13 protein-coding genes are annotated in these 19,254 nt (G+C 63.8%); 3 read left to right on the top strand and 10 right to left on the bottom strand.

Going from position 1 to position 19,254, the window contains the following annotated elements; translation table 11 throughout:
• Positions 1-24: 24 nt before the first annotated feature.
• The 10 genes from bglA to ACLGL5_RS18170 form a co-directional block, all read right to left on the bottom strand.
• Positions 25-1,671: a beta-galactosidase BglA gene (gene bglA / locus ACLGL5_RS18215; protein WP_064982970.1), complete on the bottom strand. Its 1,647-nt coding sequence runs from the start codon at positions 1,669-1,671 to the stop codon at positions 25-27.
• The gene (gene glgX, locus ACLGL5_RS18210) at positions 1,671-3,668 is read right to left on the bottom strand and encodes a glycogen debranching protein GlgX (protein WP_069091715.1); all 1,998 of its coding nucleotides are present in this window, start codon (positions 3,666-3,668) and stop codon (positions 1,671-1,673) included. Before glgX ends, bglA begins: the two co-directional genes overlap by 1 nt.
• A gap of 172 nt (positions 3,669-3,840) precedes the next feature.
• Complete coding sequence (locus ACLGL5_RS18205) at positions 3,841-5,469, bottom strand: alpha-D-glucose phosphate-specific phosphoglucomutase (protein ID WP_069091714.1); 1,629 nt, start codon at positions 5,467-5,469, stop codon at positions 3,841-3,843.
• A gap of 3 nt (positions 5,470-5,472) precedes the next feature.
• Entirely contained in the window at positions 5,473-6,918 is a 1,446-nt protein-coding gene (gene glgA / locus ACLGL5_RS18200) for a glycogen synthase GlgA (RefSeq protein WP_069091713.1), read from the bottom strand.
• An 83-nt stretch (positions 6,919-7,001) separates the two neighbouring features.
• Positions 7,002-8,267, bottom strand: a complete 1,266-nt coding sequence (gene glgC, locus ACLGL5_RS18195) for a glucose-1-phosphate adenylyltransferase (RefSeq protein WP_019857060.1) — start codon at positions 8,265-8,267, stop codon at positions 7,002-7,004.
• 34 nt (positions 8,268-8,301) lie between these two features.
• Positions 8,302-10,521: a 1,4-alpha-glucan branching protein GlgB gene (gene glgB, locus ACLGL5_RS18190; RefSeq protein WP_069091712.1), complete on the bottom strand. Its 2,220-nt coding sequence runs from the start codon at positions 10,519-10,521 to the stop codon at positions 8,302-8,304.
• A 106-nt stretch (positions 10,522-10,627) separates the two neighbouring features.
• Positions 10,628-13,096 (bottom strand): glycogen/starch/alpha-glucan phosphorylase, encoded by a 2,469-nt coding sequence (locus tag ACLGL5_RS18185; protein WP_069091711.1) that lies wholly within the window; start codon positions 13,094-13,096, stop codon positions 10,628-10,630.
• A 131-nt stretch (positions 13,097-13,227) separates the two neighbouring features.
• Positions 13,228-14,010: an ATP-binding cassette domain-containing protein gene (locus tag ACLGL5_RS18180; RefSeq protein WP_019857057.1), complete on the bottom strand. Its 783-nt coding sequence runs from the start codon at positions 14,008-14,010 to the stop codon at positions 13,228-13,230.
• Positions 14,007-15,068: an ABC transporter permease gene (locus ACLGL5_RS18175; protein WP_019857056.1), complete on the bottom strand. Its 1,062-nt coding sequence runs from the start codon at positions 15,066-15,068 to the stop codon at positions 14,007-14,009. Before ACLGL5_RS18175 ends, ACLGL5_RS18180 begins: the two co-directional genes overlap by 4 nt.
• Positions 15,069-15,228: 160 nt before the next feature.
• Complete coding sequence (locus tag ACLGL5_RS18170) at positions 15,229-16,206, bottom strand: sugar ABC transporter substrate-binding protein (protein WP_394811859.1); 978 nt, start codon at positions 16,204-16,206, stop codon at positions 15,229-15,231.
• Between the two features lie 268 nt (positions 16,207-16,474).
• On the opposite strand from ACLGL5_RS18170, the gene ACLGL5_RS18165 reads away from it, so the two are divergent.
• The 3 genes from ACLGL5_RS18165 to ACLGL5_RS18155 are packed head-to-tail and all read left to right on the top strand — an operon-like array spanning position 16,475 to position 19,068.
• Positions 16,475-17,701, top strand: coding sequence for an ROK family transcriptional regulator (locus ACLGL5_RS18165; RefSeq protein WP_019857053.1), 1,227 nt, complete (start codon positions 16,475-16,477; stop codon positions 17,699-17,701).
• Positions 17,702-18,148 carry an RbsD/FucU family protein gene (locus ACLGL5_RS18160; protein ID WP_019857052.1) on the top strand — a complete coding sequence of 149 codons (447 nt, stop codon included), beginning with the start codon at positions 17,702-17,704 and terminating at the stop codon, positions 18,146-18,148.
• Positions 18,145-19,068 (top strand): carbohydrate kinase family protein, encoded by a 924-nt coding sequence (locus tag ACLGL5_RS18155; protein ID WP_019857051.1) that lies wholly within the window; start codon positions 18,145-18,147, stop codon positions 19,066-19,068. The genes ACLGL5_RS18160 and ACLGL5_RS18155 overlap by 4 nt, the downstream gene beginning before the upstream one ends.
• Positions 19,069-19,254 lie beyond the last annotated feature (186 nt).

Raw genomic sequence — 19,254 nt, 5'->3', positions numbered from 1 at the left:
GCCAAGGCGCGGTCGAGCGGCCAGTCAGTCGAGCCGGCCAAGGAAGCAACCGAGAGCCGGCAGCGAAAGCGCTTCCTCCTCGCCTGCAGCGGTGCCAGCCAGGACAGCAGCGACAGCGCCAATATCCGGTGGCAAGGGCCAATTCGCCGGCTCTCCAGCGAAATTGAAGACGCAGAGCAGTCTCTGCCCGCCGCCTTCCCGGATGAAGGCCAGCACGTCGCCTTCGGCGTCGAGAAAGCGGATCGAACCGCTGACCAGCGCCGGATGCTGCCTGCGCAAGGCAAGCGTGGAGCGGTAGGCGGACAGCACCGATTGCTCGTTGCCGTTCTGCACATCGGCGGCGCGGGCGCGATGGCTGGCTGGGACCGGCAGCCAGGGTTTTCCTGTCGAGAAACCCGCATTGTCGGCGCCGGCTTCCCAGACCATCGGCGTGCGACAGCCATCCCTGCCCTTCACACCGGGCCAGAAACGGATACCGACGGGATCGCGCAGATCCTCATAGGCAAGCTCCGCCTCCTCCAGGCCGAGTTCCTCGCCCTGGTAGAGGCAGATCGAACCGCGCAGGCAGGCGAGCAGCATGATCGCGAATCTGGCCACCGCATCGGCATCGCCGTCCGGCCCTGTCCAGCGACTGACATGGCGCACCACGTCATGATTGGAAAACGCCCAGCAGACCCAGCCGTCGGCAACCGCATGTTCGAAGGCCTCGACACAGCCGCGCACGTGCGCCGCCGAAAATTGCGGACCGAGCAGGTCGAAGGTGTAGGACATCTGCAGCTTGTCGCCGCCGGAGGTGTAGGCTGCCAGCGTCTGCAGCGAGCGGCCCTCATCGCCGATTTCGCCGACGGCGGCGCGGTCTGGATATTCGTCGAGCAGCGCGCGGAAACGCCTGAGGAAAGCCAGGTTCTCCGGCTGCGTCTTGTCGAACAAATGCTCCTGGTAAAGGTAGGTGTTGGTCTCGCCATTGGTGCCGGCGACGCTCGACGCCAGAGGCGGATTGCTGCGCAGCCAGCGGTCATGGACATAATAGTTGACCGTATCGAGCCGGAAACCGTCGACGCCACGCTCGAGCCAGAAGCGCACCGTGTCCAGCAGCGCGTCCTGGACCTCCGGATTGTGGAAATTCAGATCGGGCTGCGAGGCAAGGAAATTGTGCATGTAATATTGCCGGCGGGTCGAATCCCACTCCCAGGCCGGGCCGCCAAATACGGACAGCCAGTTGTTGGGGGCATTGCCGTCGGGTCTCGTATCGGCCCAGACGTACCAGTCGGCCTTGGGGTTGTCGCGGCTGGCGCGGCTTTCGATGAACCATTCGTGTTTGTCGGATGAGTGGGACAGCACCTGGTCGATGACGATTTTCAGGCCCAGCCGGTGCGCCTCGGCGACCAGAGCGTCGAAATCCTCCAGCGAACCGAACATCGGATCGACGTCGCGATAGTCCGAAACGTCGTAGCCCATGTCAGCCATCGGCGACTTGAAGAAGGGCGACAGCCAGACGGCATCGACGCCGAGCGAGGCGATGTGGGCAAGCCGCGTGGTGATACCCCTGAGATCGCCGCTGCCGTTGCCGGTCGTGTCCTGGAAGGAACGCGGATAGACTTGATAGATGACGCAGCCGCGCCACCATTCGGCCCCCTGCCCCGCCCAAGGGTCGGCATTGTTGTGGGCCATCACGACCTCTTTCTGGTGCGGCTCTTTCCAGTCCCGCGCTCAAGCATGAAATGGACGCTTCGGCCCGGCAGCGGCCGTGCAAGGTCGATCGCCTGCGTCTCGATCGCCGGCTGCCATTGGAAGCCGTCCCGCGCGGGCAAGGTGAAGACGCATTGCCGACGATCGCCGTTGATCATGATAGCAAGGCGGCCGCCTGCGTCACCCAACAGCATGACGAGGCGGTGCCGGGCGGGGTCGTTCCAGTCCGCCTCGGCAAGCAGCATGCCGGTCTCGGTCAGCCAGGCGACATCGGGGATGCCGGAAGCATCGGCCGGTTGTCCCGTCAGGAAATGCGTGTCCGACAGAGCGGGGACGGTACGGCGAAGGATGCCGAGCGCCGATGCGTGGCGCTCCAGCGCCTGGTCGCGGCCGGCCCAGTCGAGCCAGGTGATGGCATTGTCCTGCGCATAGGCGTTGTTGTTGCCCTTCTGCGAGCGGCCGAACTCGTCGCCCGCTGTCAGCATGATGGTGCCGCGCGAGGCGAACAGCGTCGCGAGCAGCGCGCACTGGTCGTCGAAGCGCGCCTTGGTGATCGCGGCGCTGTCCGTCTCGCCCTCGGCGCCATTGTTCCAGGACAGATTGTCGTTGTGGCCGTCGCGGTTCTGCTCGCCATTGGCCTGGTTGTGCTTGCGCTCATAGGCGACGAGATCGGCCAGCGTCATGCCGTCATGGGCGGCGATGAAATTGACCGTGCGGCTGGCCGGCTGGCCGGCCTTGCCAAAAACATCGGACGAACCGGCAAGCCGCGTCGCCAGCGCTCCTACCGCGCCGGCATCGCCACGCCAGAAGCGCCTGGCATCGTCGCGATAGCGATCGTTCCATTCGAGGAAGCGCGGCGGGAAGTTGCCGAGCTGGTAGCCGTCAGGACCGATATCCCAGGGTTCGGCGACCAACACGCGATCGGCCAGCATGGGATCGCCGGCGATCGCCGCGAGCAAGGGCGCCGCAGGATCGAACACGCCGTCGACGCGGCCCAGCACCGGCGCCAGGTCGAAGCGGAAGCCGTCGACGCCGGCATTGCAGACAAAATGCCGGAGCGTGTCGAGCACCATGTCCCGCACCGCCGGATGATCGCAGGCGACGGTGTTGCCGGTGCCGGTGTCATTGACCAGCCTGCCATCCGGTTGGTGCCGATAGTAGGCCTGGTTGTCGAGGCCGCGCAGCGACAGCGTCGGCCCCAGCCGGTCGCTTTCGCCCGTGTGGTTGAAGACGAGGTCGAGGATCGTGCCGATGCCGGCCTTGCGCAGCGCCGCCACGGTGTCGCGCAATTCCTTGAGGCCGCCGGGCGCGAGACGCGGGTCGAGCGCCATGAAGGTAACGGGATTGTAGCCCCAGGCGTTGCTCAGGCCCAGCGGCGGCAGGTGCCGCTCGTCGATCGACGCCGTCACCGGCATCAGTTCGACGGCCGACACACCGAGCCTTTGCAGATGCTCGATGACGACAGGATGAGCAAGTGCCGCGATCGTACCGCGCTGCGCTTGCGGAATGTCGGGATGCAGCTTGGTGAAGGCGCGCACCGGCACCTCGTAGATCAGGCCGCCTGGGCGGAACAGCGGCGTCAGCACTGGCATCGCTTTGGGCAGTGCTTTCGCCACGGTCTTGGGCATCAGCGGCGCGGTGTCGGCGCCCTCGTTGCGCCGCGCGGCGAGCCGCCAGTGATAGGCATAGGGTCGGTCGATTTCGACGGCGTAGGGATCGGTGAGCAGCTTGTCCGGGTCGAACCACAACCCGCGCTCGGGCGCATAGTCGCCATCGGCGCGAAAGCCATACCGCGTGCCCGCGGCAAGGCCGGGAACGAAGAGCGCATGCACCCCCGCGCCTTCCGGCTGCAGCTCCAGTCGGTCGAGTTCGCGGTTTCCCTGCCCGTCGAAGATCGAGACCCAGAGGCGACGGGCCGACGAGGACCAGGCGGCAAAGCGGATGCCTTCGCGGGTGACGGCTGCGCCGAGCTGGGTCATGCAGGCTCCCCCTTCTCCCCTTGTGGGAGAAGGTGTCGCCGAAGGCGACGGATGAGGGGTGCTCCAGCTTGGGAAAGACGGCGATCCGTCACGCACCCCTCATCCGTCTCGGCGCTGCGCGCCGATCCACCTTCTCCCACAGGGGGAGAAGGAAGAGCGCGCACCGCCACCCTCAAGTAATCACGCTCGGCTTGTTGCGGCCGGTGTGGCTCTTGATCCCGGCAATGTCGTCGGCGGCCGCGATGAGGTCGGCAAGGGCTGCCTGCGTGTCGAGGTCGTGCCTGGCCTTGTCCGGCTCGTAGCGCTCGATATAGACGCGCAGTGTCGCGCCGGACGTGCCAGTGCCGGAAAGCCGGAAGACGACGCGCGAGCCGCCTTCGAACAGGATCCTGATGCCCTGGTGCTCGCTGGTCGAACCGTCGACCGGGTCGTGATAGGCGAAATCGTCGGCCTTGGCGATCTTCAGGCCGTGCACGCTGGTGCCGGGCAGCGAGCCGAGCTTGGCCCTGAGTTCATCGACCAGAGCGTTGGCGCGGTCGCTCTCGACCTCCTCATAGTCGTGGCGCGAATAGTAGTTGCGCCCATAGGCCGCCCAGTGCTCGGTGACGACCTGCTTGCAGCTCTCGCCGCGCGCGGCAAGGATATTGAGCCACAACAGCACCGCCCACAGGCCGTCCTTTTCGCGCACATGGTTGGAGCCGGTGCCGGCGCTCTCCTCGCCACAGATCGTCGCCATGCCGGCATCGAGCAGATTACCGAAAAACTTCCAGCCGGTCGGCGTCTCATAGATACCGATGCCGAGTTTTTCGGCGACACGGTCGGCGGCGCCACTGGTCGGCATCGAACGGGCGATGCCCTTCAGCCCGTCCTTGTAGCCGGGCGCCAGACGGGCATTGGCGGCAAGCATCGCCACCGAATCCGACGGGGTGACGAAAATGTCCTTGCCGATGATCAGATTGCGGTCGCCGTCACCGTCGGAAGCGGCACCAAAATCCGGCGCGTCCGGTCCCATCATCTCGTCATAGAGATGCTTGGCGTGCACCAGGTTCGGATCCGGATGATGGCCGCCGAAATCCGGCAGCGGCTTGAAGTTGCGGCAGGTGCCGCTGGGCGCGCCGAGCCGGTTCTCGAGAATTTCCTTGGCATAGGGACCGGTCACCGCATGCATGGCGTCGAAGCGCATGCGGAAGCCCGATTTGAACAGTCTGCGCAGCGCGTCGAAATCGAACAGGCTTTCCATCAACTCGGCATAATCGGCGACCGGATCGATGATCTCGACCGTCATGCCGGCGGCAATGACGGTGCCCGTTGTATCGATGTCGATCGGATCGATGTCCGATGTCTTGAAGCTCGAAATCGCCTTGGTCTTGGCAAAGATCGCGTCGGTCAGCTTTTCCGGCGCCGGGCCGCCATTGCCGGCATTGTACTTGATGCCGAAATCCTCATGCGGGCCGCCGGGATTGTGGCTGGCCGACAGGATGATGCCGCCGAAGGTCTTGTACTTGCGGATGACATGCGAGGCGGCCGGCGTCGACAATATACCGCCCTGCCCGACCATGACCTTGCCGAACCCGTTGGCGGCCGCCATGGCGATGGCCTTCTGGATGACCTCGCGGTTGTAGAAGCGGCCGTCGCCACCGATCACCAGCGTCTTGCCCTTGAAGCCGTCCAGCGCGTCGAAGATCGACTGGATGAAGTTCTCGGCATAGTGCTCCTGCTGGAACACGGGCACCTTCTTGCGCAGGCCCGACGTGCCGGGCTTCTGGTCTGAATAGGGCTTGGTGGGGACGGTCCGTATCATGCTTCAGGCAACCCTTTTCGAAAGCAGCAGGCGATAGAGTTCAAGATATTTTTCCGCGCTCTTGTCCCATGACACATCGGCCTTCATGCCTTGGCGCTGGATGGTCTCGAAGGCCGCGGGGTCGGCGTAGGCATCGACCAGGCGGCGTATGGCGTGCAGCATCGCGCTGCCATTGTTGGGAGCAAACTGGAACCCTGTCGCCACGCCGGCGGCCATAGCCGCTTCGTTGGCGTCGATGATGGTGTCGGCAAGGCCGCCGGTGCGGGCGACCACCGGCACGCAGCCGTAGCGCAGGCCGTAGAGTTGCGTCAGTCCGCAAGGTTCGAAGCGCGACGGGATGATGATGGCATCGCAGCCGCCCTGCATGGTGTGCGACAGCCCTTCGTCATAGCCGATGACCACGCCGATGCGGCCACGGTGGCGTGCGGCGGCGGCAAGCAGCGCGCCTTCGAGGCCGGCATCGCCCGAGCCCAGCATGGCCAGCCGCGCCCCGGTCGCGACGAGGCCGTCGATCACCGTCGCCAATATGTCCATGCCCTTCTGCCAGGTCAGCCGGCTGATGACGCAGACGATCGGGCTGTCGTCGCGGTCGAGGCCGAAACGCTCCTCCACGGCCGCCCTGTTCGGCGCCCGGGCCTTGAGCGTCGCGGCCGTATAGTTCGACACCAGATGCTTGTCCGTCTCCGGATCCCAGATGGCGGTGTCGATGCCATTGACGATGCCATAGAGATCGCTGGAGCGCATGTTGATCAGGCCGTCGAGACCCATGCCGAATTCCGGCGAACGGATCTCCTGCGCATAGGTCGGGCTGACCGTGGTGATCGCCCAGGCCGCCTGCAGGCCGGCCTTGAGGAAGCCGACGCCACCATAATATTCGACGCCGTCGAGCGCCATCGCCACCGCCGGCAGGCCGAGTTCGCCGAAGATGCCGGCGCCGAACTGGCCCTGGAAGGCGAGATTGTGGACGGTCATCATCGACGGCGTGCCGACGGCCTTGCCGTAGCGCATATAGGCCAGCGTCATCGCCGACTGCCAGTCATGGGCATGGACGATGTCGGGCAAGTAGCCCGAGATGGCGCCGCCGGCGATATCGGCGCCGGCCTGGCTCAGTGCCGCAAAACGCCGCCAATTGTCCGGCCAGTCGGCGCCCGAAGCGTTGCCGTAGGGACCGCCCGGGCGGTCGAAGAGATGCGGCGCGTCGAGCACGAAAAGGTCGAGCCCGGCGATCTGGACAGCATGGATCGAAGCCTTGCCGCCCTGCAGCAGCGGGTATTGGTAAACAGCCTTCTTTTTCTTGAAGGCATCCATCACCACGGGAAAGCCTGGAATGAGCGTGCGCATGGTCACGCCCTTGGCCGCCAGCGCGACGGGCAGCGCACCGGTCACGTCGGCAAGCCCGCCGGTCTTGATCAGCGGAAAGATCTCGGGCGTGACCGACAGAACCTGCATGCGTCTATCCCGATCCTGTCCAATTCTTCGTTTCCAGGCAATTCCCGGATGGAAACCCGTTTCGCACTTTTCGCAGAATTGCTCTAGAGCCCGAGTTTGTTGATCATATCCTGTGTGATCAGGCAGATGCCCTTCTCCGAAACGCGGAAGCGCTTTGCGTCTAGCGCGGGATCCTCGCCGACGACCAATCCCTCCGGTATCCTAACACCATGGTCAATGACGACGCGCTTCAACTTTGCGTTCCGGCCGACATGAACGTCGGGCAGCATGACGACCTCTTCCAGCGTCGAATAGGAATTGATGCGCGCGCCGGTGAAGATCAGACTTTTCTTCAGTGAAGCGCCCGAGACGATGCAATCGCCCGAGACCAGCGAGGAAACGGCCGAGCCGCGCCGGCCATCCTCGTCATGGACGAATTTTGCCGGCGGTTTCAACTCGGCATACGTCCAGATCGGCCAGTCGCGGTCGTAAAGGTCAAGCTCCGGCGTGATATCGGTCAGGTCGATATTGGCTTCCCAATAGGCGTCGACCGTTCCGACATCGCGCCAGTAGGCTTCGTTCTCGGCGGTCGAGCGCACGCAGGATTTGGTGAAACGGTGCGCGATCGCCTTACCGTGCTGGACGATATAGGGGATGATGTCCTTGCCGAAATCGCGGCTTGAGCCCGGCTCGGCGGCGTCGCGGCGCAACTGCTCCATCAGGAACTTGGTCCTGAAGACATAGATGCCCATCGAGGCCAAGGCGAAGTCCGGATTGCCCGGAATGCCGGGCGGATCGGCGGGCTTTTCGACGAAGGCGATGATGTTGTCCTTGGCATCGACATGCATGACGCCAAAGCCTGTCGCCTCCATGCGCGGCACTTCGAGGCAGCCGACGGTGACGTCGGCATTGGCGTCGACATGCTGACGCAGCATCATCTCGTAGTCCATCTTGTAGATGTGGTCGCCGGCCAGAATGACCATGTATTCCGGGCCATAGGCCTCGATGATGTCGATGTTCTGGTAGACGGCGTCGGCCGTGCCTTCATACCACTGCGTTTCCGAGACGCGCTGGCTGGCCGGCAGGATGTCGAAGCTTTCATTTCGTTCCGGCCGCAGGAAGTTCCAGCCGCGTTGCAGGTGGCGGATCAGCGAATGTGCCTTGTACTGCGTGGCGACGCCGAGGCGGCGAATGCCGGAGTTGAGCGCATTGGAGAGCGCGAAATCGATGATGCGCGTCTTGCCGCCGAAATAGACCGCCGGCTTGGCGCGACGGTCGGTCAGTTCCTTGAGGCGGCTGCCACGGCCGCCGGCCAGTACATAGGCCATGGCATCGCGCGCCAGCGGCTGGGTCCGTTTCAAGTCTGCCATTTCTACCCTCCCAAGTTACTCAAGTCTCGCCCTGTTAGTCGGCCTCGGTCACGAGTTCGAGCATGATTGTCGATAGCGGCGGCAGAAGCATCGTTGCCGAGATGTTCTTGCCTTCCGCCCTTGCCTCGACTATGCCGCCATTGCCCATGCCGGAACCGCCATATTCGGATGCGTCGGTGTTGATGATCTCCCGCCACTTGCCGGCCTTCGGCAGCGGCACACGATAATTGTCGCGCGGCACCGGCGTGAAGTTGGAGATGACGGCCACCGGGCTGCCGCCCGGCGCGTTGCGCACCCAGGCGAAAACCGAGTTCTGGCTGTCGTCGACGATCAGCCAGGAAAACCCTTCCGGTTCGCAGTCGCGGCCGTGCAGCGCCGGGCGCGAACGGTAGAGATAGTTGAGATCGCGCACGGTCTGCCAGACGCCTCGATGCGGGCGGAAATCGAGCAGGTTCCAGTCGAGCGCGCGCGCCTCGCTCCATTCGCGGCGCTGCGCGAATTCCTGTCCCATGAACAAAAGCTTCTTGCCGGGATAGCCCCACATGAAGCCGTAATAGGCGCGCAAGGTCGCGAATTTCTGCCAGTCGTCGCCGGCCATCTTGCCCAGCAGCGTGCCTTTGCCGTGCACGACCTCGTCATGCGAGAGCGGCAGCACGAAATTCTCCGAGAAGGCGTAGGTCAGGCCGAACGTCAGGTCGTTGTGGTGGTGCTTGCGGAAAATCGGCTCCTTGGAGAAATACTCCAGCGTGTCGTGCATGAAGCCCATGTTCCACTTGAAGCCGAAGCCCAGCCCGCCTTCATGCACCGGCGCCGAAACCTTCGGCCATGAGGTCGATTCCTCGGCGATGGTCATGACGCCGGGATGGTGGCCGTAGACCTCCTTGTTCATCTTCTGCAGGAAAGAGACCGCCTCGAGGTTCTCGCGGCCGCCCTTCTCGTTGGGGATCCACTCGCCGGCCTTGCGCGAATAGTCGAGGTAGAGCATCGAGGCGACCGCATCGACGCGCAGACCGTCGACATGGTATTTCTCGGCCCAGAACAGCGCATTGTTGACCAGGAACGACACCACCTCGCGGCGGCCGAAATTGTAGATCGCGGTGTTCCAGTCGGGGTGAAAACCCTTGCGCGGATCGGCATGTTCATAGAGTGCGGTGCCGTCGAAATGAGCCAGGCCGTGCGCGTCGACCGGGAAGTGCGCCGGCACCCAGTCGAGGATGACGCCGACGCCGGCGCGATGCGCGCCATCGACGAAACGGGCAAAGCCGTCCGGATCGCCGAAACGGGCCGACGGCGCATAGAGGCCGGTCGTCTGATAGCCCCAGGACGGGTCATAGGGATGCTCGGAAATCGGCATGAACTCGATGTGGGTGAAGCCGGTCTCGACCACATAGGGGATCAGCCGGTCGGCCATTTCGTCCCATGACAGGAACGTGCCGTCGTCGTGAAGCTGCCAAGACCCAGCGTGGACTTCGTAGATCGAGACGGCTTCGCGCCGGGGATCGGCATTGCGCCAGTAGTTGCGATGCGCCTCGTCGCCCCACTCATGCGCCGGCGGCACGGCGACAACCGAAGCCGTGGCGGGACGCAGTTCGGATTTGAACGCAAACGGATCGGCCTTCAGCGGCAGCCTGACGCCATCGGGTCCAATGATCTCGTATTTGTAGGGTCGCCCGGCACCTATGTCGGGGATGAACACCTCCCATATGCCGGTGTCGCGGCGATCGCGCATCGTGTGGCGGCGGCCGTCCCAGTCGTTGAAATCGCCGACCACCGAGACGCGTCTTGCGTTGGGAGCCCAGACGGCGAAATGCACGCCGGTGGCGCCTTCGTGCTTGATGACGTGCGCGCCAAGCTTGTCGAACAGCCTGAGATGCGACCCTTCGGCGATATAGTAATCGTCCATCGGCCCGAGCACCGGGCCGAACGAATAAGGATCGGTCAGCCACCAGTCACCGCCGGCATTACGCGCGTGATAGCGCAGCGGCTGCCGCTTCCTGATCGACAGCTTGCCTTCGAAGAAGCCGGCATCGTCTCGCCTAAACAACGCGCCGGCCTCGATGCCCGTCAGCGTATAGGCAGTGACGGTCTCGGCATGCGGAACGAAACAACGGGCAAACAGGCCTTTGCCGACCTCATGGACACCGAGGACCGCGAACGGATCTCCGTGCGTGCCGGCGACAATCGCCGCAACATCGCTGGCTGGCGCCAGTCCGTCCGGCCCGCTTGTCGCAGCGGTCACGCGCGGCTTCCTCATCAGGCAGTGTCCCTCCCAGGGCACCAGGTGTCTATTTCTGGTGATGTGAGTTGGCATTCAACCCAAATCACCGGGACCACATTGTTCGTGGCCTCATGCAATCACATCAGGCAGGCACGTTCCAGATTTCTTTCGCGTATTGGCGGATGGTGCGATCGGACGAGAACCAGCCGACGCGCGCGACGTTGCGGATCGCTCTGGCATACCAGTCCGGGCTGTTGCGCCAGACAGCGTCGACATCACGCTGGGCGGCGGCGTAGGCGTCGAAATCGGCGGCGACCATGAACCAGTCGCTGGTGTAGAGGCCGTTGATGAGGTCGCGGTAACGGTCCGGGTCATCAGGCGAAAAGACGCCCGAGGAAACGGCCGAGACCGCCTGCGACAGTTCGGGCGAGCCCTCGATCACGGCACGCGGGTTGTAGCCATTGTTGCGCCGCTCGGCGACCTCGGCCGTGGTCAGGCCGAAGATGAAGATGTTGTCGTCGCCGACACATTCCTTGATCTCGACATTGGCGCCGTCGAGCGTGCCGATGGTCAGCGCGCCGTTGAGCGCGAACTTCATGTTGCCGGTACCCGACGCTTCCATGCCCGCGGTCGAGATCTGCTCGGACAGGTCGGCCGCCGGCATCATGACTTCGGCCAGGCTGACATTGTAGTTCGGCACGAACACCACCTTCAGCAAGCCGCGCACCGCCGGGTCACGGTTGATGACCCTGGCGACATCATTGGCGAGTTTGATGATCAGCTTGGCGTTGTGGTAGCTGGGCGCCGCCTTGCCGCCGAAGAATTTTACGCGCGGCATCCAGTCGCGCTCGGGATGCGAGCGGATCTGGTCGTAGAGCGCGATCGCCTCGAGGATGTTCAGAAGCTGGCGCTTGTATTCGTGGATGCGCTTGACCTGAATGTCGAACAGCGCCGACGGGTCGACCTTGATGCCGAGCCGGTCGGCGACGAGATTGGCCAGCCGCGCCTTGTTCTGGCGCTTGACGCCCGCGAACTTCTCCCGGAACGCGCTGTCATCGGCAAAGCCGTCGAGCCCTTTGATGGCGTCGATGTCGTCGAGAAAACGGTCACCGATCGCCTCGCGGGCGAGCGAGGTCAGGCCGGGGTTGCACTGGATCAGCCAGCGCCGCGGCGTGATGCCGTTGGTCTTGTTGTTGATGCGATCGGGATAGAGCCTGTGCAGGTCGGCAAACACCGTTTCCTTCATCAGCTCGGTATGCAGTGCCGAGACACCGTTGATCGAATGCGAGCCGACAAAGGCCAGATTGCCCATGCGCACGCGGCGGTCGCCATTTTCCTGGATCAGCGAAATGCGGCTGATCTGATCATCCGAGAACTGGTCGGTGGCGCGAGCCTCCAGAAGCACCTGCGCATTGATGGCGTAGACGATCTGCATATGGCGCGGCAAGAGCCGCTCGAACAGCGGCACCGGCCAGCTTTCCAGCGCTTCGGGAAGAAGCGTGTGGTTGGTGTAGCCGAAGGTGCGTTTGGTGATGTCCCATGCGAGATCGAAGTCCATGCCGTGGACATCCATCAACAGCCGCATCAGCTCCGGCACGGCAATCGCCGGATGGGTATCGTTCAAGTGGATCGCCGCCTTGTCGGGCAGCGACTTCAGGTCGCCATACTGGCTGAGATGGCGTTGCAAAATGTCCTGCAGCGAAGCGGTCGAAAAGAAATACTCCTGCCGCAACCTGAGCTCCTGCCCGGCCACGTGGGAATCTGCGGGGTAAAGCACGCGCGACAACGCGTCCGCCTTGTTGCTTTCGGCGAGCGCGCCGATGTGGTCGCCGGCATTGAACTTGTCGAGCAGGATCGGATCGACCGGCATGCCCGACCACAGCCGCAGCGTGTTGACGCGGTTACCCCGCCAGCCGACGACAGGCGTGTCGTAGGCGACAGCCAGGACATGTTCCGTCGGCTTCCAGACGTGACGCTCGAGCCGGCCGTCCTTTGACGTGATGGACTCCACCGAACCGCCGAAGCCGACTTCGAAGGAGCGTTCGCGCCGTTCGAACTCCCAGGGGTTGCCGTGATCGAGCCAGGTCTCGGGCAGTTCCACCTGCCAGCCGTCGTGAATCTCCTGGCGGAACATGCCATTGGCGTAGCGGATGCCGTAGCCATGCGCGGGAATGTCGACGGTCGCCATGCTTTCCATGAAGCAGGCGGCAAGCCGGCCAAGGCCGCCATTGCCGAGCGCCGCGTCGGGTTCCAGCGCCGCGATGAGATCGAGGTCGACGCCGAGCGACGACAGCGCCTCGCGCATATTGGCCATCAGGCCAAGATTGGAGAAGGCGTCGCGCATCAGGCGGCCGATGAGGAACTCCAGCGACAAGTAGTAGACGCGCTTTTCCTGCTGGTCATAGGCCTCTTTGGTTGCCTGCATCCAGCGATCGACGATGCGGTCACGCACGACCTTGATCGAGGCCGTCAGCCAGTCGTACTGGGTCGCGACGGTGGTGTCCTTGCCGACCCGGTATTTGAGGGCCACCAAGACTTCCCTTGCGAGCGTCTTCGGATCAGGATTTTCGAGCAGTGGCGGAAGGGTTTCGGATGTCATTGCGCGCGTCATGCTGCCTCTCGTGCGGTTGCAACGATCATACCGGCTTTCACCATTCATCCCAGCCCATGTTACCGCATCGCAACATATATTCAATCGATTTAGATGGACGTGCGCCGACTTACCCTGCGGCAATTTGACAATCAGGCGGCCAGTGCTGCCTCCGGAGGCGCCTTGGCGCCGGTCATGAAGGCGACGGCGTCGGACATCGTATATTGCTTGGGATCGATGACGGCGAGGCGACGGCCGAGGCGATGAATATGGACGCGGTCGGCCACCTCGAAGACATGCGGCATGTTGTGCGAGATCAGCACGATCGGCAGGCCGCGCTTCTTCACGTCGAGGATCAGTTCGAGCACACGGCGGCTCTCCTTGACGCCAAGGGCTGCCGTCGGCTCGTCCATGATCACCACGCGGCTGCCGAAGGCAGCGGCGCGCGCCACCGCGACACCCTGGCGCTGGCCGCCCGAGAGCGTTTCCACCGCCTGGCCGATGTTCTGGATGGTCATCAGGCCGAGTTCGGTGAGCTTGTCGCGAGCGCGCTTTTCCATCGCCGGACGGTCGAGCATACGCAGCCATTGGCCAAGGAAGCCGGGTTTGCGGATCTCGCGGCCGAGGAACATGTTGTCGGCGATCGACAGTGCCGGCGACAGAGCGAGATTCTGGTAGACGGTCTCGATACCGGCTTCGCGGGCCTCCATCGGCGACTTGAAGGCAACGGTCTTGCCTTCAAGCTGGATTTCGCCTTCGTCGGGCACGACAGCGCCTGAAATCGCCTTGATGAGCGACGACTTGCCGGCGCCGTTGTCGCCGATGACGGCGAGGATTTCGCCGGGGTAGAGGTCGAAGTCGGCATTGTCGAGGGCGGTGACGCGGCCATAGCGCTTGACCAGGCCACGCGCGGTGAGAATGGGGTCCTGGGTCATGCCGAAACCTTTCTGATCCATTGGTCGACCGCCACGGCGCCGATGATCAACACACCGGTGAGCAGCACTTTCCACTGCGGGTCGGCGCCCAGCATGTTGAGGCCCATGGAGACGACGCCGACGATCATCGCGCCAAACAGCGTGCCCAAGATCGAGCCGCGCCCGCCGAAGAGGGAAATACCGCCGATCACCGTCGCGGTGATCGCCTGCAGATTGTAGTCGGTGACGGCCGCCGACGGCGAGATCGAACCGTTGCGGCCGATGGAGACCCAGGCGGCGAAAGCGGCGATCAGCCCGGCAAGGGTGTAGACCGTCACCAGCACCTTTTTGGTCTGGATGCCCGACAGCTTGGCCGCCTCCTGGTCGTCGCCGACAGCGTAGACATGGCGGCCCCAGGCGGTGTGGTTGAGGACGTACCAAAGCAGCAGCACCAGCGCGACCATGGCGATGACGCCGAGCGTCAGCACCGCGGTGCCGACCTTGAAGCTCAGGGCGAATAGATGCAGCAGCGGCGCCTGGGTGTCGACGTCGGTGTCACGGATCGTTTCATTGGCCGAATAGATGAAGTTCGTGGCCATGACGATGTTCCACGTGCCCAGCGTCACGATGAAAGGCGGCAGCTTCATGTAGGCGACCAGCAACCCGTTGAGCAGCCCGCAGGCAGCACCGGCGGCAAGCCCGAGCGCCACGGCCACCACGCTCGGCAAGCCGTAGCTGACGGCGCAATTGCCCATGATCACGGCTGAGATCACCATGATGACGCCGATCGACAGGTCGATGCCGGCGGTCAGGATGACCAGTGTCTGCGCAGCACCCAGAATGCCGACGATGGCGATCTGCTGCAGGATCAGCGTCAGCGTGTAGGACGAGAAGAAGCGCCCCCCAATGGTGATGCCGAAGATGATGATCGACAGGACCAGCACGATCAGCGGCACCGCCGCCGGCGTCGAATGCAGGAAGTGCTGGACGCGCCTGACTGCGGATTTGTGTTCGTCGAACGCGGCAACGCTGGTGTCGCTGCCCGAGAGAACCTTCTCGAATTCCTGAGCTTGAGCCATGTTTCCTCCCCGTGAGGGGTCAGCCTAGCGCCGACGCCCGTCCACGCCTTTCCGGTCTGTCGCCGGGATTGTTCGCGGTCACGCGACCCATCGTCCACCCGAAGCGGCCGGGGATCAAGCCCCGACCGATCGAGTTCTGTAATTGCCGGTCAGACCAGCATCAGCCCCAGCACTTGGCGAGGCCTTCCTTGGTGTCGATGGACTTTACGCCCTTGGCCGGCTTGTCGGTCACCAGGTTGACGCCGGTGTCGAAGAAATTCTTGCCTTCGGTTGGCTTCGGCTTGGTTCCATCCTTGGCGAAGGCGGCGATCGCCTCAATGCCGAGCGCCGCCATCTGCAGCGGGTACTGCTGCGACGTCGCGCCGATGACACCTTCCGTCACCGACTTCACGCCGGGGCAGCCGCCGTCGACGGAGACGATCAGCACCTGCTTTTCAAGGCCGACAGCCTTGAGCGCCTGGTAGGCGCCGACTGCGGCGGGCTCGTTGATAGTGTGGATGACGTTGATGGTGTTGTCCTTCTGCAGAAGGTTCTCCATCGCCTTGCGGCCGCCCTCCTCGTTGCCGTTGGTGACGTCGTGGCCGACGATGCGCGGATCGGTTTCGTCGCCGATCTTGTTAGGATCCTTCACGTCGATGCCGTAGCCCATCATGAAGCCTTGGTCGCGCAGCACGTCCACGGTCGGCTGCGACGGCGTCAGGTCGAGGAAGCCGATCTTGGCGTCCTTGGCCTTGTCGCCGAGCGTCGCGGCGGCCCAGGCACCGATCAGCTTGCCGGCCTCGAGATTGTCGGTGGCGAAGGTCGCGTCGGCCGCGTCGATCGGGTCGAGCGGCGTGTCGAGCGCGATCACCAGCAGGCCGGCGTCACGCGCCTTCTTCACGGTCGGCACGATGCCCTTGGTGTCGGATGCAGTGATCAGGATGCCCTTGGCGCCGTCGGCAATGCAGCTTTCGATCGCCGCCACCTGGCTTTCGCTATCGCCGTCGATCTTGCCGGCATAGGTCTTGAGGTCGACGCCGAGTTCCTTGGCCTTTGCGGTCGCGCCTTCCTTCATCTTGACGAAGAACGGATTGGTGTCGGTCTTGGTGATCAAGCAAGCGCCGACGCCGGCCGCGGACGCGGACGACGCAAACGCCATCAGACCCAGGGCAGCCGCGGCAAACACGGTCGATTTCAACAATTTTGTATTGGTCACGATCTTCCTCCCAGTGGAACCATTCCGGATGCCGACCAACCGGCATCTACGGCGCATCCTACGAAATTCTCCCAGCGTGGACGCCGCCTCAACAGACACCAGACCGCAGCCGCTGTCAATAATTAAATCACTCTTATTTATTATTGACAGCCTTGCGTCGTTCACTCATTCTGGCCCAAAAGCATTGAGGGGAAACGATGGGAGGAACAGGGTGGAGACCGCCACTGCGAGGCACGGTTCGCCCGAAGCGAATGACAGCCTGATTCACCGCGGCACCAACCAGAGCGGCATGCGCGATCACAACGAGCGGCTTGTGCTCTCGCTGGTGCGCCAGCAAGGCAGCCTGGCGAAATCCGACATCGCCCGCATGACTGGACTTTCGGCGCAGACGGTTTCGGTCATTATGCGCGAACTCGAGGAAGAAGGCCTGCTCGTGCGCCAGGCGCCGCTGCGCGGCAAGATCGGCCAGCCCTCCATACCTATGGCGCTCAATCCGGAGGGCGCCTTCTTCATCGGCCTCAAGATCGGCCGCCGCAGCGCGGAACTGGTGCTGATCGATTTTCTTGGGCACGTGCGCTCGATGCTACAGCACTCCTATCGCTATCCGGCGCCGCGCGAGACGGTAGAATTCGTGACTTCAGGCATGAAAAAGATGCGCGGCGAACTGACACCGGCACAGGACAAGCGCATCGCCGGGCTCGGCATCGCCATGCCGTTCGAACTGTGGAACTGGGCCGACACCGCCGGTGCGCCGCGCGATGTCATGGACGAATGGCGCCACCGCGACATCAGGGCCGATATCCAGTCGCAATGCGATTTTCCGGTCTATCTGCAGAACGACGCCACCTCGGCCTGCGGCGCCGAGCTCGTCTTCGGCCAAGCAGGCGGCGCGCGTGACTTCGTCTATTTCTATATCGGCGCCTTCGCCGGCGGCGGCATCGTGCTCAACGGCCGGCTGTTTGGCGGGCCAACCGGCAATGCAGGCGCGCTCGGCTCCATGCCGGTGCCCGGACCAGACGGCAAACCTACCCAGCTGATCGACGTGGCGTCGATCGCCATGCTGGAAAAAGCGCTCAATGCCCGCGGCGTCGAGGCCTCGCATCTATGGACCTCGCCCGAGGACTGGGGCGAGATCGGTCCCGAACTCGCCGACTGGATCGCCAGCGCTTCACAGGCGCTCGCCTATGCCATCGTCGCGGCGTCCTCGGTCATCGATTTCGAGGCGGCGGTGGTCGACGGCTGGATGCCGCAGGCGGTGCGCCGCAGGCTGGTCGATGCCATCATCGCGGCCATTGCGACAATCGACGGCGAAGGTCTGAAACTTCCCGCCGTTCGCGAGGGGACCGTCGGCATTCATGCCCGGGCGCTCGGCGGCGCCAGCCTGCCGCTTTCCGAGCGCTTCCTGATCGGCTCGACGACCATTTCCAGGAGCGCCTGAATGCTTATCGGAATCCCGGCGCTGCTCGGTCCGGACCTTCTGGCGACACTGCGCGCCATGGGCCATGGCGATGAGATCGCCCTGGTCGACGGAAACTATCCGGCCGAGGAGCAGGCAAAGCGCCTGATCCGGGCCGATGGTCATCAGCTCATTCCCGTGCTCGATGCGATCCTGAGTGTGCTGCCGGTCGACGACGCCGTTCCGGAAGCCCTGTTTCGCGCCTCGGTCAAAGGCAATCCCTCGATTGCCGATCCAGTCCATCACGAGATCGAGGCGATCTGCGCCAAACACGCACCGGGCCGCAAGGTGGTTGCACTGGCCGGCGCCGACTTCTATGCACGGGTCAAGTCGGCGCATGCCATTGTCGCGACAAGCGAGCCCAGGCTTTACGCCAACATCATCATCCGCAAGGGCGTGATCTATCCGCCGGAGACCAAGACGCCATGATCCTCTGCTGCGGCGAAGCCCTCATCGACATGCTGCCGCGCGTCACGATGCAGGGCGAGCCGGCCTTTGCCCCCTATGTCGGCGGCGCGGTGTTCAACACGGCGATCGCGCTTGGCCGATTGGGCGCACCGGCCGGCTTCTTTTCGGGCCTGTCGTCGGATCTTTTCGGCGGCCAGTTCAGGGACGCGCTCGGAGCGAGCAAGGTCAGTTCCACCTATGCGCACACCTCGCCCAGGCCGACCACGCTCGCCTTCGTGCGGCTCACCAATGGCCAGGCGACCTACACGTTCTACGACGAGAACACCGCGGGGCGCATGCTGACGATCGACGACCTGCCGTCGCTCGGCAACGAGATCGAGGCCATGCTGTTCGGCGCCATCAGCCTGATCTCGGAGCCCGCCGGCGGCGCCTATGAAGAGTTCATGCGGCGCGAGCATGCAAGCCGCGTCATGATGCTCGACCCCAACATCAGGCCGAACTTCATCCCGGACAAGGCCAAGCACCTCAGGCGCATCCGCGAGATGATGGCGATGGCCGACATCGTGAAACTGTCGGACGAAGACCTCCAATGGTTCGGCGAAGCCGGCTCGCACGAGGATGTCATCCGCAACTGGCTCGACCGCGGACCCAAGCTGATCGTCGTGACCCATGGCAGCGAAGGTGCCGTCGGTTACACCAAAGACCACACCGTCACCGTGATGCCGGAAAAGGTCGAGGTGGTCGACACGGTCGGCGCGGGCGATACGTTCAACGCCGGCATCCTTGCCTCGCTGCATGAACAGGGCCTGCTGACGAAGGCGGCCATCGGCGGCCTTCCGCAAGACGCCATTCGCAAGGCATTGGCGCTTGGTGCCAAGGCAGCGGCAGTGACCGTGTCGCGCGCGGGCGCCAATCCGCCATGGCGGCATGAAATCGCCTGAGTAACGCTCAATTTAAGTTGAGCCAGCCGATCACTTTATGTTTCGCGGGGCCGCCCAGCGGGACTATAAGGGCGCAAATGCGCCCGACGAAGCCCGGATTTCCGGCATCTTGTGAAGATACGCCGGAAATCGGCGGTAACAGACTGCGACACCCAGGCAATTGGCGGCCCTGGGTGTCCGGCTTTC

Source organism: Mesorhizobium sp. U510 (assembly GCF_059180695.1).
Note: the sequence above shows the minus strand (reverse complement) of the source record. Positions and strands in the feature narration are given on the sequence as shown.

Bases quoted from the DNA above. Each gene is read 5' to 3' on its own strand.
- bglA (WP_064982970.1), bottom strand. From the start codon at position 1,671: ATGGCCCACAACAATGCCGACCCTTGGGCGGGGCAGGGGGCCGAATGG.
- glgX (WP_069091715.1), bottom strand. From the start codon at position 3,668: ATGACCCAGCTCGGCGCAGCCGTCACCCGCGAAGGCATCCGCTTTGCC.
- ACLGL5_RS18205 (WP_069091714.1), bottom strand. From the start codon at position 5,469: ATGATACGGACCGTCCCCACCAAGCCCTATTCAGACCAGAAGCCCGGC.
- glgA (WP_069091713.1), bottom strand. From the start codon at position 6,918: ATGCAGGTTCTGTCGGTCACGCCCGAGATCTTTCCGCTGATCAAGACC.
- glgC (WP_019857060.1), bottom strand. From the start codon at position 8,267: ATGGCAGACTTGAAACGGACCCAGCCGCTGGCGCGCGATGCCATGGCC.
- glgB (WP_069091712.1), bottom strand. From the start codon at position 10,521: ATGAGGAAGCCGCGCGTGACCGCTGCGACAAGCGGGCCGGACGGACTG.
- ACLGL5_RS18185 (WP_069091711.1), bottom strand. From the start codon at position 13,096: ATGACGCGCGCAATGACATCCGAAACCCTTCCGCCACTGCTCGAAAAT.
- ACLGL5_RS18180 (WP_019857057.1), bottom strand. From the start codon at position 14,010: ATGACCCAGGACCCCATTCTCACCGCGCGTGGCCTGGTCAAGCGCTAT.
- ACLGL5_RS18175 (WP_019857056.1), bottom strand. From the start codon at position 15,068: ATGGCTCAAGCTCAGGAATTCGAGAAGGTTCTCTCGGGCAGCGACACC.
- ACLGL5_RS18170 (WP_394811859.1), bottom strand. From the start codon at position 16,206: ATGGCGTTTGCGTCGTCCGCGTCCGCGGCCGGCGTCGGCGCTTGCTTG.
- ACLGL5_RS18160 (WP_019857052.1), top strand. From the start codon at position 17,702: ATGCTTATCGGAATCCCGGCGCTGCTCGGTCCGGACCTTCTGGCGACA.
- ACLGL5_RS18155 (WP_019857051.1), top strand. From the start codon at position 18,145: ATGATCCTCTGCTGCGGCGAAGCCCTCATCGACATGCTGCCGCGCGTC.